The organism is Streptomyces sp. NPDC000151, assembly GCF_040301705.1.
GTDB lineage: Bacteria > Actinomycetota > Actinomycetes > Streptomycetales > Streptomycetaceae > Streptomyces.
In genome coordinates this window covers 13,789-29,572 of sequence record NZ_JBEPFC010000089.1, presented here as the reverse complement: position 1 = coordinate 29,572, position 15,784 = coordinate 13,789, and the positions used below count along the sequence as shown (strand labels likewise).

At 71.2% G+C, this 15,784-nt stretch carries 18 protein-coding genes; 7 read left to right on the top strand and 11 right to left on the bottom strand.

What is annotated here, in order from left to right:
* Positions 1-305: 305 nt before the first annotated feature.
* The 5 genes from ABT381_RS23155 to ABT381_RS23135 are packed head-to-tail and all read right to left on the bottom strand — an operon-like array spanning position 306 to position 4,483.
* Complete coding sequence (locus ABT381_RS23155; RefSeq protein WP_351597519.1) at positions 306-1,046, bottom strand: SDR family NAD(P)-dependent oxidoreductase; 741 nt, start codon at positions 1,044-1,046, stop codon at positions 306-308.
* The gene (gene add, locus ABT381_RS23150) at positions 1,043-2,110 is read right to left on the bottom strand and encodes an adenosine deaminase (RefSeq protein ID WP_351597516.1); all 1,068 of its coding nucleotides are present in this window, start codon (positions 2,108-2,110) and stop codon (positions 1,043-1,045) included. Before add ends, ABT381_RS23155 begins: the two co-directional genes overlap by 4 nt.
* A 10-nt stretch (positions 2,111-2,120) precedes the next feature.
* A complete protein-coding gene (locus ABT381_RS23145) occupies positions 2,121-3,605 on the bottom strand; it encodes a sodium:solute symporter family protein (RefSeq protein ID WP_351597513.1) in 1,485 nt (494 codons plus the stop codon).
* Entirely contained in the window at positions 3,602-3,826 is a 225-nt protein-coding gene (locus ABT381_RS23140) for a DUF3311 domain-containing protein (protein WP_351597511.1), read from the bottom strand. Before ABT381_RS23140 ends, ABT381_RS23145 begins: the two co-directional genes overlap by 4 nt.
* Positions 3,827-3,844: 18 nt before the next feature.
* A complete protein-coding gene (locus ABT381_RS23135; RefSeq protein ID WP_351597508.1) occupies positions 3,845-4,483 on the bottom strand; it encodes a TetR/AcrR family transcriptional regulator in 639 nt (212 codons plus the stop codon).
* Between the two features lie 242 nt (positions 4,484-4,725).
* On the opposite strand from ABT381_RS23135, the gene ABT381_RS23130 reads away from it, so the two are divergent.
* Complete coding sequence (locus tag ABT381_RS23130; RefSeq protein WP_351597507.1) at positions 4,726-5,112, top strand: hypothetical protein; 387 nt, start codon at positions 4,726-4,728, stop codon at positions 5,110-5,112.
* Positions 5,113-5,140: 28 nt separating this feature from the next.
* Here the strand turns inward: ABT381_RS23130 and ABT381_RS23125 are convergent, their stop codons facing one another.
* Positions 5,141-6,184: a GlxA family transcriptional regulator gene (locus tag ABT381_RS23125; RefSeq protein WP_351597505.1), complete on the bottom strand. Its 1,044-nt coding sequence runs from the start codon at positions 6,182-6,184 to the stop codon at positions 5,141-5,143.
* A gap of 137 nt (positions 6,185-6,321) precedes the next feature.
* On the opposite strand from ABT381_RS23125, the gene ABT381_RS23120 reads away from it, so the two are divergent.
* Complete coding sequence (locus ABT381_RS23120) at positions 6,322-6,909, top strand: cysteine hydrolase family protein (protein ID WP_351597503.1); 588 nt, start codon at positions 6,322-6,324, stop codon at positions 6,907-6,909.
* Between the two features lie 17 nt (positions 6,910-6,926).
* Here the strand turns inward: ABT381_RS23120 and ABT381_RS23115 are convergent, their stop codons facing one another.
* From ABT381_RS23115 to ABT381_RS23105, 3 genes are all read right to left on the bottom strand, one after another.
* Positions 6,927-7,655, bottom strand: a complete 729-nt coding sequence (locus ABT381_RS23115; protein WP_351597500.1) for a B3/B4 domain-containing protein — start codon at positions 7,653-7,655, stop codon at positions 6,927-6,929.
* Between the two features lie 72 nt (positions 7,656-7,727).
* Entirely contained in the window at positions 7,728-8,375 is a 648-nt protein-coding gene (locus ABT381_RS23110; RefSeq protein WP_351597497.1) for an FMN-binding negative transcriptional regulator, read from the bottom strand.
* A 40-nt stretch (positions 8,376-8,415) separates the two neighbouring features.
* Entirely contained in the window at positions 8,416-9,252 is an 837-nt protein-coding gene (locus tag ABT381_RS23105) for an EamA family transporter (protein WP_351597494.1), read from the bottom strand.
* Positions 9,253-9,370: 118 nt separating this feature from the next.
* On the opposite strand from ABT381_RS23105, the gene ABT381_RS23100 reads away from it, so the two are divergent.
* Together ABT381_RS23100 and ABT381_RS23095 are read left to right on the top strand one after the other, a co-directional pair.
* Positions 9,371-9,955, top strand: a complete 585-nt coding sequence (locus ABT381_RS23100) for a helix-turn-helix domain-containing protein (protein WP_351597491.1) — start codon at positions 9,371-9,373, stop codon at positions 9,953-9,955.
* Positions 9,956-10,064: 109 nt separating this feature from the next.
* Positions 10,065-10,559 (top strand): hypothetical protein, encoded by a 495-nt coding sequence (locus tag ABT381_RS23095; RefSeq protein ID WP_351597488.1) that lies wholly within the window; start codon positions 10,065-10,067, stop codon positions 10,557-10,559.
* Between the two features lie 77 nt (positions 10,560-10,636).
* On the opposite strand, the gene ABT381_RS23090 is transcribed toward ABT381_RS23095, so the two are convergent.
* Entirely contained in the window at positions 10,637-11,569 is a 933-nt protein-coding gene (locus tag ABT381_RS23090; RefSeq protein ID WP_351597486.1) for a glycosyl hydrolase family 18 protein, read from the bottom strand.
* 134 nt (positions 11,570-11,703) lie between these two features.
* Entirely contained in the window at positions 11,704-12,477 is a 774-nt protein-coding gene (locus ABT381_RS23085; RefSeq protein ID WP_351597483.1) for an IclR family transcriptional regulator, read from the bottom strand.
* A gap of 189 nt (positions 12,478-12,666) precedes the next feature.
* Here ABT381_RS23085 and ABT381_RS23080 point away from each other — a divergent pair, with 189 nt between their 5' ends.
* Genes ABT381_RS23080 through ABT381_RS23070 form a run of 3 tightly spaced genes read left to right on the top strand, consistent with a single transcriptional unit; the run spans position 12,667 to position 15,783 of the window.
* Positions 12,667-13,995 carry an MFS transporter gene (locus ABT381_RS23080; RefSeq protein WP_351597480.1) on the top strand — a complete coding sequence of 443 codons (1,329 nt, stop codon included), beginning with the start codon at positions 12,667-12,669 and terminating at the stop codon, positions 13,993-13,995.
* Between the two features lie 7 nt (positions 13,996-14,002).
* Positions 14,003-14,812, top strand: a complete 810-nt coding sequence (locus ABT381_RS23075; RefSeq protein WP_351597477.1) for a fumarylacetoacetate hydrolase family protein — start codon at positions 14,003-14,005, stop codon at positions 14,810-14,812.
* The gene (locus tag ABT381_RS23070) at positions 14,809-15,783 is read left to right on the top strand and encodes a sugar kinase (protein WP_351597474.1); all 975 of its coding nucleotides are present in this window, start codon (positions 14,809-14,811) and stop codon (positions 15,781-15,783) included. Before ABT381_RS23075 ends, ABT381_RS23070 begins: the two co-directional genes overlap by 4 nt.
* Position 15,784 lies beyond the last annotated feature (1 nt).

Here is a 15,784-nt window from a genome sequence, read left to right as displayed (position 1 = left end):
CGCGCCCGGAGCCGCCGAGAGAGCGGCGGCCGTACCGGCCAGGGCCGCGGCACCGGCGAGCACACCGCGGCGGGTGACCCGGCTGGGCGGGGGCGGGACGGACTCGACACACATGGCGGGCTCCTCAGCGCTCTGCGACAACCAATGGCCAGTTGGTATACCAAATTCCGGCGCTGGACAAGGCCCTCCGGTGATCGCTGCCCGCATATGGGGTGTGATGCGGCAGTTGCGCCCCCTATCTTCGGGAGTTCGGTATGCCGAAGTTGGTATGCCATCCTGCGCGACCGACCCCCAACGGATTCGTCTCAGGTCAGGTTCAGCCCGCCGTCGAGCACGATGACCTCGCCGGTGAGATAGCTGCTGCCGATCACCGACGCCACCAGGTCGGCCACGTCGGCGGGCCGGGCCGGGCGGTGCATGGGCGCGCGGTCCCGCCACAGCTCGTGCGCCTGCGCCCAGTCCTTCGTCATCGGCGTGTCCACCAGCCCCGGCGCCACCGCGTTGACCCGCACCTCGGGGCCGAGGGCGGCCGCGAGCAGCCGGGTCACGTGATTCAGCGCGGCCTTGCTCGCCGCGTACGGCACCGATGAGCCCTTGGGGCGCACCCCGGCATGGCTGGTGATGTTCACGACGCTGCCGCCCGCGGGGGATCGGCGCAGTGCCGGCAGTGCCGCCGTGCACAGTACCCATGGGGCGATCAGGTTGACCTCCAGCAGCTGCCGCCAGTCCGCCGGCGTCGCCGCGGCCAGGTCGTCGTGCGGGATCGGCCAGCTGATGCCCGCGTTGTTGACCAGCACGTCCAGCCGCCCGTACCGGCCGAGCGCCGCCTCGACCAGCCCCCGGGCCTCCTCCTCCACCGCCAGATCGGCCCGCACGTACGCCCCGCCGAGCTCCGCCGCCAGCGCCTCACCGGCCTCCGCACTGCGCCGCGAGTGCACGACGACCCGCATCCCGTCCGCCGCCAGCCGCCGCGCGACGGCCTCCCCGATCCCCGACGTGGACCCGCTGACCAGGGCGACGGGCCGATCCGCTGCTTCGATCTTCATGCCGGGGATCTTGTCACGCCTCCCGCGCGCCGCTGCCCGAGCGGCCCGAGCGCGGCGATCTCGGTGCTGAACTCCCGGCGGAGCCGGCGTTTGGCGTCGTCGTCGAGCCAGGTGGCGTCGATGCCGGCGACTGCGAGTTCGGTGGCCGTGGTGAGGGAGAGGCCGAGCTCCCGGTGCAGGGTGACGTACGCGGTACCGATGTCCGTGCCGTACATGGGCGGGTCGTCGGTACAGATCACGAGGGGGAGCCCGGCGTCCAGCATGTGGCGGACGTTGCGCCAGCGGGTGGCCAGGCGCGACGGGACACAGGTGTGGGAACCGACCGTGAACGGGACGCCGTTGTCGGCGCAGCGCCGGGCGACATGCGGGTCGCCGAGGACGTGGTATCCGTGGTCGATGCGGTCGCAGCCGAGGTCGTCCAGGCAGGTGGTGATGTGGGACGGCGGGGCCTCGGCGGGGGTCTGGTTGTCCTCGCAGGCGTGCGCGGTCCGGCGCAGACCGGCCCGCCCCGCCATCCCGTACGCCTCGGCGAAGAGCCCCGGGGGACCGCTGCGTTCGGCGCCGTCCATCCCTATGCCGATGATCTCGTCGCGCGGATCGGCGATGGCATCGGCGACCATGTCGCGGGCGGTCCCCGGACCGAGTTCGCGGTTGATGGCGGGTATCAGGCGTCCGGTCACCCCGTGATCGGCCTCGGCGTCGCGCAGGCCCGCGATGAATCCGTCGGCCATCGTGCGGTACGTGACGCCGCTCGGGTAGTAATCGGTGGGATTGAAGAACAGCTCGGCGTACTTGAGGTTGCCGGCCGTGGCGGCGTCGGCGAGGGCCTCGTAGGCGACGCGGGCGAAGTCGTCGTGGGTGACCAGGCAGCGGGCGGCAGTGCGCACGACGTCGAGGAAGTCGTAGAAGTCGTCGAAGACATAGAGCTGTTCGGGGTCGCTGGTCCGCAGGGGTACGTCGTTCTTGCGTGCCAGTTCGATCAGTGTGGCCGGGCGGATGGTGCCGGCCAAGTGGCAGTGCAGGTCGACCTTGGGCAGGCGGCGGAGAAAAGTCTCCTCGTCCATGGGATGGCTCCTACGGTTCGGTGACGGTGGGCGCCGTCGGAGTGCGGTGGGCGGGCGCAACACTCGAATCGGGGTGTACGGGCACGTCGGCGCCCTTGGTCAGGGCTACGGGCCGGCGTGGCTCCCCAGGGGGGCCGAGTCGGCTGAGCCCGAAGGTGAGCGCCAGATTCACCGCGAGTGCGACGAGCCCGATGTTGATGCCGCCGAGGCGGGCGTCGGTGACGTACAGCGTGATGGCGAGCAAGCCGCCGCCGACGATGCCGGTTCCGACCGCGAAGGGGCGCACCGTCCGGGCGAAGAAGATCGCCAGCCAGCCGGTCGCGAACTGGATGCCGACATAGCCGCTGAGGTTGAGCACGGTCAGCATCAGCGCCGGGCTGAAGGTCGTCATCGCGGCGGACACGGCGAGGAACAGTCCGACAGCGGCGGTGGTGTACCGGCGTTGTGCCGTCGGCGGTACCCGCGGCACCAGGTTGCGGGTTACGATCGCGCCGATGTTGAGCGAGGTGGCGGCCAGTACGAGCACACCGGCCAGCGCGGCCCCCGCGGCCACGACCCCCACCAGCCAGGACGGCAGGAGAGCGTGCGCGAGGTTCAGGAACACACCGTTCGGGTCGTCGCTCTTCGGCAGTGCGCCGATGGCGAAGTACGCGGCGAACACCGCGAACGGATACATCAGCATGTACACCGGCATGAAGACGGTCGAGCTCTTCACCGCCGCTTCCGAGCGTGCCGGGAACACATACGGTGACACCGAGGGCTGCAGGTAGAAGCCGAAGCCCTGGTAGACGATGGTGGTGACGGAGAAGGCGAGCGCTGTGCCGGACAGCTGGGGGTGCGGGTCCACGGCGGCCGCTCGCGCGAACAGCGCGGGGACGCCGTGGGCCGCGAGGACGGCGGCCACACCGACGGCCACGATGCCCAGCAGCATGAACACGTCCTTGACGAGCGCGACGAACGCGGAGCCCCGCATGCCCGCCACCGCGACATACACGAACGCGACGGCCGCGGCGATGAGCACGGCGCCGAACGGGCTGATGGGCAGGCCGAGTCCGCCGAGCACGATCTGCAGCCCGATGAACTGGAACTGTCCCCACGGCACCAGCGCGATCATGGACCCGATCGCGATGACGACCTCGAGCCTGCGGCTGCGGAAATGCCGGCCGAACACCTCGGGGACGGTCAGCGCGTCGTAACGCGCGGCGGCCCGCCACACCAGCGGCGCGAGGAAGTACCCCACGGGATAGGCCAGCAGAAGGTAGCCGAGGAACCAGAGGCCGTAACCGGCGCCCTCGGAGTAGATGCCGCCGGGGAAGCCGAGCATGGTGCCGATGCTGTAGACCTCGCCGACGGCCAGGAAGAACAGCATCAGCGGCGGGAAGGAACGGCCGCCCACCAGGAACTGCCGGATGTCCATGCGCCGCACGCCGACCCGGGCGAGCACGGCCACCCCGAGCGACAAGGCCATGATCAGGGCGAACACCACTGCTGTCATGGTCTGCTGCCCTCCTGGCCCGTGTAGTGGTGACGGTCGAATCCGTACCAGCTGACCGCCAGGCAGATCGTGGTCAGCGGGAACCAGGCGAACATCCAGAAGAACAGCAGCGGGATGCCCAGGACCGAGACCTGCGTGTTGCTGATGAGCGGTGGAACGATCACGATGGCGACGGCCGGTATGCCCAGGCCGATCGCGAGACTGCACACACTCCGTGGCACAGCGTGCCTCCTAGTTGGTCAGGTCTGCTCTCCGGTTGATGACCGGTCCGCCGGCGTCGCGTCGGCGGCTTCGTCGTTGCGGCGGCGGAGGTCGGCCAGGAGTGTGGTCATCGCCCACTCGACGGCGTCGGCCACCTCCTCGCCCGACATGTCCAGCTCCTCGCGCATGGTCGCCCACGCCAGCACGTTGTCCAGGTACGCCAGTACGGCCTCCGCGCGGCGCCGGTCCCCGGCGGGCAGCGACGGCGCGACCTCCGCCAGCGACGTGCTGTTCTCCGCGAGAACGTGCTGGCGGAACCCCGCGCGCACGCTGCGGCCGAGCCGGGACAGCGCGATCGCGTAGGCCAGGTTCGGCTGCCGGTCGAACCGCCGGCACGCCTCCCGGAACACCGTGGGCAGTTCGTCCAGCGACGAGGGGTGCACATAGCGGAATACGTTGTCGTTGATCCACTGGCCCGCCGCGGCCTGCAGGTCCACCCGCGTCGGGAAGTGCCGGTACACCGTCCGGTCGGTGATGCCCGCCCGCTCGGCAACCGCCGACACGGACACCTCCTCGACCGGCTGATCGGCCAGGCACTCCACGAACGCCTTGAGGATCGCCTCCCGCGTCTGCGCGGCGTACTCGTCCCGAAGGTTGCGTCGTGGCTGTGTACTCATGTCAGTAATCTGACGTGAGCATGGAAGCATGTCAATGCTTTGGACGGGACGAAGGGAAGGAGGGCGGGAGGAGAGATGGCCGGTACCCGACCTTTACGGCGACGGAGTGCCCGCCTCCGTCGCCATCTGCGAGAAACCCTCTCCCCGAGCCGCGTCACCGTTCATAGGCTTCCTCGTGTCAGGCGAGCGGCGGCCGCTGTCTTCGTGACTCACCGAACGGTTCACCGGAGGGACGTGACGACATGCAGCGGATGGCAAGCGCCGCGGCAGTGGTGTTGGCGGTCGTACTGCTCGCGGGGTGCGACATGGGGGAGGGCGAGGACCGGGCCGTGGGGTGTGCGAAGTTCGCACTCGCGGTGTCCGACGCCATAGGGGACCTCGAACACGCCGTGCTGGAGTCCGCCCTCGACCGCAGGGCGGACGCGGCGGTCGATGCGCTGGATGCGGCGGTCGCCGATCTCAGGCAGCGGTCGTCCGGTGCGGAGGTGCGGGAGGCCGCCGCCGCGGTCGACGAGGCGGCGGGCGAGGTGCGCGCGGCGCTGGCCCAAAACCGTGAACCCGATCTGCAACCGTTGCGGAGCGCCGGCCTGCAACTGGTCAGGGCGTGCCCCAACGGAGCGGCCTCGTGAGCCCGGAGAGTCGCTCTCCGCTGTTCCGCTACCCGGAATACCGGAAACCACTGCGGTACTCGGTCGGTGTGGTGGCCAGTTGGCGGCGGAAGGCGCGGATGAGGGTGTCGACCGTACCGAAACCGCAGGCGCCCGCGATGCGTTCAAGCGTGGCGTCGGTCGACTCCAGCTGGTTCCGGGCGAGTTCGACGCGCGCTGATTCGATGTAGGCGGCCGGGGTCGTGCCGAGGTCGGTCTTGAAGATGCGGGAGAGCTGCCGTTCGGAGACGTGGGCGTGTTCGGCGAGGTCGGCGAGGCCGATGGGCCGGGACAGGTTGCGGGTGATGTAGTGCCGCAGGTCCTCGATCCGGCGAGTGGTGGAGACGGGTTCGAGGGGTACGGAGAACTGGCTCTGTCCGCCGGGGCGTTTGAGGTACATCACGAGCTGGCGGGCCACGCGCAGGGCCGCGGCTTCGCCGAAGTCCTCGGCGACCAGGGCCAAGGACAGGTCGAGGCAGGAGCTGATGCCCGCGCCGGTCCACACGGCGCCGTCACGAATGAAGATCGGGTCGGCGTCCACGGTGACGGCGGGGTGCTCGGCGGCGAGCTGGCGGGCGGTCGACCAGTGTGTGGTGGCCCGCTTCCCGTCGAGCAGGCCCGCGGCGGCCAGGATATGGGCGCCGACGCACACGGAGGCGATGCGACGGGACGCGCCGGCGAGCTGCTTGACGCGCGCGGTGACATCCGGGTCCGCCAGGGCGCTCACGCGCCGGTCGGCGTCGATGCGTACGGAGCCGGGCACCAGGAGGGTGTCGATGCTCTGACCGGCCACCTCCTCGAACGTGGCATCGGGCAGGACGCGCACCCCTGCCGAGGTGGTGACCGGCTCCAGCGTTTCGGCGGCCAGGAGGACGCGGTAGCCGGTGTGGGCGTGGGTGTTCCTGTCGGGGTGGGCGCCGGCATCCGTATCGGTATCCGTATCGGTGTCGACCTCGCGTTGCAGCAGGGCGAACACCTCCGGGGGGCCGGTGATGTCCAGCAGATCGACGCCGTCGAAGACGACAACGACGACGAGCCGTTTCGATGCGGGCACGGGCCCTCCCACGTGATGTCCGGATCTGCAAGTTGAGCGTCATTGCAGACATTGACGGGGGATCGTAGCGTCGAACACGTCGGCGCCGCCAGCGCGCCGGACGACACCAACACCCCGCCCGAGGAGGGCCTTTACCCATGGCTACGACGACGCTGCGCCGGCTCAACGGCTTCGACGAGACCCCGGCGACCCTCGCCGACGCGACGCTCATCATGGTCGACTTCCAGAACACCTACACCCGGGGTGTGATGGAGCTGTCCGGCTGGAAGGCGGCCCTGGACTCGGCCGCGGCGCTGCTGGCGCGGGCGCGTGCGGCGGGCACGCCGGTCATCCACATCGTCCACGACGGCGGCGAGGGCACCCCCTACGACATCCGCGCGGAGATCGGCGCCATCCACCCGAGCGTGGCCCCGGTCGACGGTGAGCAGGTCGTGGCGAAGCAGGCGCCGAACTCCTTCCACGGCACCGACCTTGAACAGCGGGTCAAGGCCGCGGGCCGCAAGAACGTGATCATCGCCGGTTTTATGACGCACATGTGCGTCACCTTCACCGCCGAAGGCGCGTTCCTGCGCGGCTACGCGCCCACGATCGTCGCTGACGCGTGCGCCACTCGACCCCTGACGGGGGCCGGTGCTGAGCTGTCCGCCGAACAGGTCCATCACAGCGCGCTGGCCACGATCGAAGACCTCTACGGCATCGTCGTGGCGCGGGGCTCCGCCCTGTAGGCCCGGCAGGCCCAAGCTCAGCGGATGACCTTGGAATGGGAACAGATAATTTCGGGGTGGGCCGGGCTGAGGTAGTGCACGGCGGTCTGGTCGGCGTGCGGGGCGAGCAGGTCCCGCAGCTCCTCCGCCGCGGTCTTCAGGAGATGGCCGTCACGGGTGGCGTGCAGGGTTTCGAGGACGAAGGCGACGTGCGTGGAGTCCTCGGTGACGCGGGTGCGGTGGGCGTCGCGGTGGTTCCAGTGGCGGGTCAGGACATCGGTGGTGTCCGCGTAGATGATCTCGCCGGGCTTGGGGTTCTCGATGGTGTCGGGCTCGCCGAGCGGGGTGAAGGACTCGGTGCCGTCCGCGTACCGGATCTCGACGTCGCCGGTGACGTGGCCCAGGTCGAAGGCGCCGGCGGGCAGGCCGTGGCGGACGGAGACGGCGTTGTACGAGTCGACGGCCGGGTTGATGCGCGGCAGCGTGCCCTTCTTGGCCATGCGGCGGCCGAGCGCGTCGACGCTGGGGCGGATGCGGCGGGGGTTGGTGCCGAAGGAACGGTAGGCGGTGTGCCACGCCTCGATACGGGGGTCACTCTCATCGGCGGGCTGCCAGGTCCCGTCGGCGAGCCGCTGCTCCAGGTCCTCCAGGGCGGCGGTGGTGCCGGGCCAGGCTTCGTGGCCGCGCAGACCGGTGGCGGTGACCAGCGCGATGAGGGTGTCGGGGAAGGCGTCTGCGACGGCGGGGGTGAGGCGGAAGGCGGTCATGGGCGGGGTTCCGTTTCCTGTGTGCGGACGGACGGGCTGACGAGCGATCGGGCGGACGAGCGACCGGTGGGGTCAGGGCTTCCAGGGACCGATGCGGTCCCGGCGGCGGAGCTGCTGACGTGCGGTGGGCACGTCGAGACCCTCGCCACGCTCAGTGAGGCGATCGGCGACGGCCGTGCGGTACTCCACGGGCTTGTGGTCGTCGTACTTGAACTTGGCCACCACCTCGGTGACCTCCAGGCGCAGGCCGCGGATGCCGGGCAGCATCCGGCCGTAGGGCGGCTCGTCGACAGCGACGGGGGCGTGGTCGCCCTCGGGCTGGAAGTGGGCGAGCTGGCGGCGCAGCAGCTCGGCCTTGGCTTCCGGGTCGTCGACTATGTGGGCGCGGCAGGCGAACTGCACCGCTGCGTAGTAGCTGGTGGGTACGCCATCCGTGGGCGGGACACCGGGCTTGGCGCGCCAGGGGCCGGGGATGAAGGCGTAGTCGCCGATCACGGTGAAGGTGACGTGCGGGTCGTGCTCGATCGCCTTCCAGACCGGGTTGGGCCGGGCGAGGTGGACCAGGAGGTGGCTGCCGTCACAGGTGAAGTGGGTGGGGACGACGGCGGGCGGGTGGCCGGGCAGGCCATTGACGCTCAGCTGCCCGAAGTCGTGGCCTTCGGCGATCCAGGTCTGCCATTCGGCTTCGTCCAGGCCGGCATCCCAGGGCTGGATGAACATGCTGGTCTCCTTGCGTTTCGGCTGGTGGGCGGGGGCTTGCTCAGGTAAGGGCGAGGAGGCTGACGGCGACGGCGGCGGTGCCCAGGCCGACGAGCTGGCCGCGGTGGATGCGTTCGGCGAGTACGCCGCGGGCCAGCAGGACCGTGCCGGCCGGGTAGAGGGCGGTGATCACGGCGACGACGGCGAGGTCCCCACTACGGGCGGCAAGCAGGAACAGCAGGTTCGCCACCGAATCCAGCACACCCGCGGCGGCCGATATCCCGTATGCGGGCCGCTCGGAGCCCAGCTTGCGGTACATCGCCCCCGCCGCGGCCAGGGTCACGGCCGAGGAGACCGCCCGGCCGATGATCAGCGGGGCCACCCCGCTGTCGGACGGCGCCTGGTGCAGGAAGATCAGCTGAAGGGCGATGGCCGCGCCCGCGCCGAAGGCGAGCAGCAGCGCCGTACGGGAGGGCCGAGCCGAGCCGGCGCCGTGTCCGGCGCTGACCAGCACCACCGACACCAGCGCGAGCGGCAGGCCGATCAGTCCGGCGGTGGCCAGGTGCTCGCCCTGGAGCAGGCCCACGCCGACGGGCAGTGCGGCGGACACCAGGGCGGTCACGGGCGACAGCATGTTCATCGGGCCGATCGCCAGGGTGCGGTAGAGCAGCGCGAACGCGGCGGCCGAGGCGACCCCGGAAGCGGCACCCCAGCCGAGGGTGCCGGCGCTGAACGAGGCGCCGAGGAACGGCCAGAGCAGCAGCTCGACCGCGAGGCTGGCCGGGGCCGCGATCAACACGGTACGCAGTACATGAGCTTTACGGGCGCCGAGGCCGCCGAGGAAATCGGCGCATCCGTAGGCGAGTGAGCTGCCCAGAGCCAGCAGCAGAGCGATCACGGTACATCCCTTACTATCTCAGTAGAACGACTAAACCGTACAATGGAACGACCGGGGTGTGTCAATCAAACGACCGCGCGGTCTATTCCAGTGGTCCACTCGCAAGGATGGTGATCAGATGGCCGAGACGGCCACAGCCCTGCGGACGCTCGCGCACAACGTCAGGGCGGCCCGCACCCGCGCGGGCCTGTCCCTGGATGAGCTCAGCCGGCGTGCCCAGGTCAGCAAGGGGGCTCTGGTGGGGCTGGAGAAGGCCCAGGGCAACCCGAACTTCGCCACCCTGGTCCGGCTGGCCGACACCCTCGGCGTTTCGGTGTCCGCCCTGATGGAGGGGTCGGCGGAAGGGCGCGTACGCGTCGTGGCCGCTGACGCCGTGACCCCCCTGTGGACCGGTGCCCAGGGCAGCGAGGCCCGGCTCATGCTGACCACGTCCGGCCCGGCTCCGGTGGAGGTCTGGCGCTGGCGGTTGGAGCCGGGCGAGGAGTACCCCAGCCATCCGCATCAGGCCGGAGTCGTGGAAACCGTCAGCGTCACCGCCGGCCGGATGGTCCTGGTGGTCGACGGTACCGAGCACGCCGTCGAAGCCGGACAGACCGCCGCGTTCGACGGCGATGCCCCGCACACCTACCGCGGCTCGGGCACCACAGCCTGCGATCTGATCATGACGGTCCACCTGCCGCCCGGCCCCGCTGCCACGACCTGACCCGCACCGCTGAAGGACTGGTGGCGAAACAGAGTTGGGTGGAGGGGACCGACCCTGATTGAATGAGACGGATGATCTTGAGCTGCTGTCCTCGGAAAGGCAATCCCTGATGTCGTCCGTCCTCGACCAGGTCCCGGCCGTCGCTGCGTTGACCAAGGAGTCCCTGCGTACGCGTGGTCGGGGCGCGCCTTCCCGTCCGGCGGCACGTGCCACGACAGCGGCCCGCCGAGCCGTCCCCCTCGACGCCGCCGGCGCCGAGGTTCTCCGTACCATCGCCGACTCCCGCACCCCGGTGTTCATCACCGTGCATGCGAATGGCCGGCGCCGGTACGGCTACTGGCGGCCGTACGACTCCCGCACCCGCACGGGAGGGTGCTACGTCGCGCTGCCCACCCCGGTGTGCGACCAGCTGCAGTCGGCAGGCCGGATCACGTTCGGTGAGCCCTTGGTGGATCCGGCCAAGACGACGTACCGCGTGCGGCTCGCCGACACCCCCGCCGAGCCCGCTCGCACCGCTGCCGCGCCCGCCCGTACCCCGGCCGCGCCGGTGCGCCGCCTCCCGGTGACTCCCGCGCGCGCGGTGGCACGAACGCTTGCCGCATGAGCTGAGGTCCCCACGAGCTGAGGTCCCCACGAGCCACCCACTGGCCTGAGGCGGCCCCAGGCCACCGGAGGAGCGGATCAGCCGGACAGTGCGCCCGAGACTCCGGCCGCCCACTCCCACGGAGCGGACGTGCCGCCCGGCTCCGAGTTGAAGTACTCCCAGCCGGCGACGCCGCCGAAGTCGCCGTACTTCGTCGTCAGGGTGGTGACCGTGCGGCGCAGGGCCGACAGGTCGAGGTAGCCGCTGCCGCCGTTGGCGGGGGAGGTCAGGGCGCCGGCGGCCACCTTGGCGGGCGGGATCAGTCCGCGCCGGACGATGGCGTCGTAGTCGGCGGTCGAGGCGAGGCTGCCCCAGCCGTTGTAGAACTGCGCGTTGAACCAGGCGATGTCGCCGCCGCGGTCCCGGTAGAGCCGGTCGTAGCCGAATCCGGAGAGGTTGCCGCCGCCGCTGAGCGCGCTCGCCACCGGCGCGAGGGTGATGAGGAAGCCCGGCCCGAAGTCGGCGCGCAGCGCGTCGATGAGCCGCACGATTCCGGTGAGCGACATCCGTTCTTCGACATCGAGGTCCACGCCGTCCAGGGCGTACTGGCGGAGGAAATCCCGCAGCAGGGGATAATACGTGGTGAATTCGGTGTCCAGGCGCTGGAAACTGCCCGGCGCCGCACCGCCGAGCATGGCGAGGACGCGGACGCCCCGGCCCTGCATGGTCTTCAGGTCGCGCCACATCGGGGCGAACTTCGCCGCCCCCGGCGGGTCGTCGTTCAGGTGCACCGGCGCGTACGGCCCGTTCACGTCGTTGAGGTGAACGGCCGCCAGGAGTAGGTGTGTTGTGCCGGTGTGGTGGTCGGTGAGGCCGAGCGGGGAGACGTAACCGCCGTTCGTGTACTGGGTCTGGTAATAGACGACGAGCCGCCGGTCCGGCGAGGCAGGCTTCGCCGCCCACGCCGGTCCCGCGGCCGTCACGGACAGCGCCAGGGATGCGAGAAGTACGCCGCGTCTGCTCATGTGCATGTGGGGGTTCTCCCTTTCACGGAGGGCCGTGCACCGGGTCGCGGCAATTCTGGCGAGGGAGGAATGCGGAAGGCCAGACCGCTGCAGCTACTAATGCGCTTTAGTGCGTACGGTGTTCGCCGGCCCGGCGCCGCTCAGAAGGGGCGGGGTGGCAGCAGTACCGCGAGTTCCTGGGCCGCGTTCGCCAGTGCGGGGCGCAGGGTCAGGAGGTCGGCGGCCGGCATCCGGAAGGCGGGGGCCGCGACCGAGAGCGCGGCGTGCGCGACGCCGTCCGGGCCGAGGATGGGCACGCCCAGCGCGCGGATGCCCGGCTCGTGTTCCTCGTCGGCGACCGCGTGTCCTTCGGCCCGTACTTTCTCGATCTCGGCCCGGAACGCCGCGCGGTCGGTGATCGAGTGGGGGCCCAGTTCGGTCAGTTCGACGCCTTCGGTGAGCGCTTCGCGTACCTCGGCGGGCGCGAAGGCGATCAGTACCTTGCCCATCGAGGTGCAGTGCACCGGGCCGTGCTTGCCGGGCTCGCCGCGCACGCTCACCTGCTGCGGGCCCTCGACGTGGTGGATGTACAGCTGCTTGTCGCCGTCCAGTACCGACATCAGGACCGCTTCCCGGCAGGTCTCGGCGAGCCTGCGCATCACCGGCAGCGCGACGCCCGCGAAGCCGTGCGCGTGCGAGACGCGCTGGCCGAGCTGGTACACCCGCAGCCCGAGTGTGTAGTGCTTGGTGCGGGCGTCGAACTCCACGAAGCTGTCCCGGGTCAGGGACTTCAGGAGCCGGTAGCACGTGCTGGTCGGGAAGCCGGAGGCGCGGGTCAGCTCGGAGAGCGTCACGCCGCCCGGGCGCTCGCCGAGCAGGGTGAGGACGTGCAGGGCCTTGCCGACCATGTCGGAGGCCGGAGTACTGGTGGACATACGGTCAGTTTCCCATACGGCTTCTCGCATGGCGGCAAGACTTTCTTCCATCCGGAAACAATCCGTTGACAGGCGGAAACGTGGCCGTCATTCTCTTCTCAGTTTGCGGCAGGGCTTGCCACATCGTGGCAATACTGGCAACGGCCCCTGCCCCTCCGCCCTTTCCGTCTCGGGAGAAAGGCCACCTGGATGTCGACCCCGCCCCCGGCCGCCGCCCCGGCGCCCGCCGTCGCCGCCCTCAGCCGCCGGCGCTGGACCCGGCTGATGCCCGTGGTCTTCGTGACCTACAGCTTCGCCTACCTGGAACGCTCCAACTTCTCCGTGGCCGCCGCCGGCGGCATGGCCGACGACCTGCACATCACAGGGTCCGTCTCCGCCCTGCTCGGCTCGCTCTTCTTCCTCGGCTACTTCGCCTTCCAGCTCCCCGGCGCGGTCTACGCCGAGCGACGGAGCGTCAAGAAGCTCATCGTCCGGTGCCTGCTGCTGTGGGGCGTGCTCGCCACCGCCCAGGGCCTCATCCCGGACGTACGCGTCCTGATGGTGGTGCGCTTCCTGCTCGGCGTCTCCGAAGCCGCCGTACTGCCCGCGATGGTCATCCACATCACCCACTGGTTCACCGCCCGCGAGCGCGGCCGCGCCAACACCTGGCTCATCCTCGGCAACCCCGCCACCGTCCTGTGGCTCACCGTCGTCTCCGGCTACCTCGTCGAATGGGTCGGCTGGCACGGCATGTTCATCGCCCAGGGCATCCCCGCACTGATCTGGGCGTTCGTCTTCCACAAGTGCATCGACGACCACCCGCGCGACGCCAAGTGGCTCACCCCCGGCGAACGCACCGCACTGGAAGGCGCTCTCGCCGCCGAACAGGGACGGCTGCCGGCCGGCGGCAGCTACCTCGCCGCGCTCCGCTCCCGCAACGTCGTCCTGCTCTCCCTCCAGTACTTCCTGTGGAGCCTCGGCGTCTACGGCTTCGTCTTCTGGCTGCCCTCCATCGTCCGCGCCGGCAGCGACGAGGGCATCGGCCTCACCGGCCTGATCTCCGCGCTGCCCTACCTCTTCGCCTGCGCCGCGATGCTCTACAACAGCCGCGCCTCCGACCGCGCCGGCTCCCGCGCCCGGTACGTCTGGCCCTGGCTGCTGCTCGGCGCCGCCGGCTTCTACGGCTCCTACCTCCTCGGCGACGCCTTCTGGCTCTCCTACCCGCTGCTCTGCGTCGCCGCCGCCGGCATGTACGCCCCGTACGGCCCCTACTTCGCGACCATCCCGGAACTCCTCCCGCAGAAGCTGAGCGCCGCCGCCGTCGGCCTCATCAACTCCTTCGGCGCGCTCGGCGGCTTCGCCGGCAGCTATCTGATCGGCACGCTGAACGACGTGACCGGCTCCACCGCCACCTCGTTCCTCACCATGGCCGGCTGCCTCGTACTCGCCGCCGCGCTGATGCTCGCGGTACGCCCGCCGCGTCCCGGCACGGCCGGCAGCCCCGCGCCGCAGCCCGCGCACACCACGAAGGACGCCTGACAGCAGCATGCGCATCGCCCGAATCGCCCACGCCGGCGGCACCGCACACGCCGTACTCGACGGTGACACCGCCGAGCTCATCGCCGACCCCTTCGAAGCCGGGCCCGAGGCAGGGGGAGCGGCGGACGGGGGAGCGGCGGACGGCGCCGCCGGCAGGGCACCCGTCCGGCTCGGCCCCCGCCTGCCCCTCGCCGAGGTCCGCCTGCTCGCCCCCGTCCGGCCGCGCACGGTCGTCGGCATGGCCCACAACACCGGACCGGCCGACCGCGCCTTGCCGCCCCAGGCATTCCTCAAGCCCGCCCGCTCCGTCATCGGACCGCACGAACCGGTACGCCTCCCCGACGGCATCGGCCGCGTCGACGCCGAAGCCGAACTGGCCGTCGTCCTCGCCGCCTCGCCCGCCGGACACACCCCCGACACCGTGCTGCGCACCGTCTTCGGCTGGACCGTCGCCAACGACCTCACCGCCCGCGACCTCCAGCACACCGACCCGCTGTGGACCGCGGCCAAGGGCCACCCCGGCTTCACCCCGCTCGGCCCGTGGATCGAGACCGCCCTCGCCGACCCCGACGACGCCGAGGTGTCGCTCGCCATCGACGGCGTACCGCTGCGCCCCGCCCCGACCCGCGAACTCGCCCGCGGCGTGGCCGAGATCCTCTGCTACCTCGGTGGCTTCCTGCCGCTCGGCCCCGGCGACGTGATCCTCACCGGCGCCCCCGGCGAGTACGGCCCGCTCCGCCCCGGCGGCCGCGCCGACGCCACCGTCGCCGGCATCGGCACCCTGACCACTCCTGTCCACACCGGAGGCCCCCGTTGACTCTCAGCTCCCTACCGCAGGGCCGCCTCGACGTGGTGACCTTCGGCGAGGTCATGGGCATGCTCGTCGCCGCCGACGACGGACCGCTCGCCGACGTTACCCACTACACCCGCTCCCTGGCCGGTGCCGAGATCAACGTCGCCACCGGACTGGTCCGCCTCGGCCACACCGCCGGCTGGGTGGGCCGCGTCGGCGACGACCCGCTCGGCGCCCACGCCCTCGCCGCCCTGCGCGCCGAAGGCGTGGACACGGCCCAGGTCACCGTGGACCCCGAGGCCCGCACCGGCTTCCAGCTCAAGAGCCGCGTCACCGAGGGCGATCCGGAGGTGGTGTACTTCCGCAAGCACTCCGCCGGCAGCCGCCTCGCGCCCTCGGAAGCCGCCGACGCGTACATACGCGGCGCCCGCCACCTCCACGTGACCGGCATCCCCGCCGCCCTCTCGCCCACGGCCCGCGCCTTCACCCACCGCGCCATGGCCGCGGCCCGCGACGCCGGGCTCACCGTCTCCTTCGACCCGAACCTGCGCCCCGCGCTCTGGTCCGACCGCGCCGAGATGGTGCGGACCGTCAACGAGCTGGCGGCCCGCGCCGACTGGGTACTGCCCGGGCTGGGCGAGGGCCGGCTGCTCACCGGTGCGCAGGACCCGGCCGACGTGGCCGGCTGGTACCTGGCGCGTGGCGTGCGCCGCGTCGTACTGAAGGACGGGGCCCGCGGCGCCGCACTGTACGACCGCGCGGGCGGGGTGTGGACGCACCCCGTCCTTCCCGTACGGGCCGTCGACACCGTGGGCGCGGGCGACGGCTTCGCGGCCGGGCTGATCAGCGCCCACCTGGACGGGCTCGGCCCGCGGCAGGCCCTCGCCCGGGCCGCCGCCGTGGGCGCCCTCGCCACCACCAGCCACGGCGACCGGGACGGCCTGCCCACCCGCGCCCGGCTGGAGACCTTCCTCCGCACCCACGCCGCCGCCTGAC

Bases quoted from the DNA above. Each gene is read 5' to 3' on its own strand.
- ABT381_RS23155 (WP_351597519.1), bottom strand. From the start codon at position 1,046: ATGAAGATCGAAGCAGCGGATCGGCCCGTCGCCCTGGTCAGCGGGTCC.
- add (WP_351597516.1), bottom strand. From the start codon at position 2,110: ATGGACGAGGAGACTTTTCTCCGCCGCCTGCCCAAGGTCGACCTGCAC.
- ABT381_RS23145 (WP_351597513.1), bottom strand. From the start codon at position 3,605: ATGACAGCAGTGGTGTTCGCCCTGATCATGGCCTTGTCGCTCGGGGTG.
- ABT381_RS23135 (WP_351597508.1), bottom strand. From the start codon at position 4,483: ATGAGTACACAGCCACGACGCAACCTTCGGGACGAGTACGCCGCGCAG.
- ABT381_RS23130 (WP_351597507.1), top strand. From the start codon at position 4,726: ATGCAGCGGATGGCAAGCGCCGCGGCAGTGGTGTTGGCGGTCGTACTG.
- ABT381_RS23120 (WP_351597503.1), top strand. From the start codon at position 6,322: ATGGCTACGACGACGCTGCGCCGGCTCAACGGCTTCGACGAGACCCCG.
- ABT381_RS23115 (WP_351597500.1), bottom strand. From the start codon at position 7,655: ATGACCGCCTTCCGCCTCACCCCCGCCGTCGCAGACGCCTTCCCCGAC.
- ABT381_RS23110 (WP_351597497.1), bottom strand. From the start codon at position 8,375: ATGTTCATCCAGCCCTGGGATGCCGGCCTGGACGAAGCCGAATGGCAG.
- ABT381_RS23100 (WP_351597491.1), top strand. From the start codon at position 9,371: ATGGCCGAGACGGCCACAGCCCTGCGGACGCTCGCGCACAACGTCAGG.
- ABT381_RS23095 (WP_351597488.1), top strand. From the start codon at position 10,065: ATGTCGTCCGTCCTCGACCAGGTCCCGGCCGTCGCTGCGTTGACCAAG.
- ABT381_RS23090 (WP_351597486.1), bottom strand. From the start codon at position 11,569: ATGCACATGAGCAGACGCGGCGTACTTCTCGCATCCCTGGCGCTGTCC.
- ABT381_RS23085 (WP_351597483.1), bottom strand. From the start codon at position 12,477: ATGTCCACCAGTACTCCGGCCTCCGACATGGTCGGCAAGGCCCTGCAC.
- ABT381_RS23080 (WP_351597480.1), top strand. From the start codon at position 12,667: ATGTCGACCCCGCCCCCGGCCGCCGCCCCGGCGCCCGCCGTCGCCGCC.
- ABT381_RS23075 (WP_351597477.1), top strand. From the start codon at position 14,003: ATGCGCATCGCCCGAATCGCCCACGCCGGCGGCACCGCACACGCCGTA.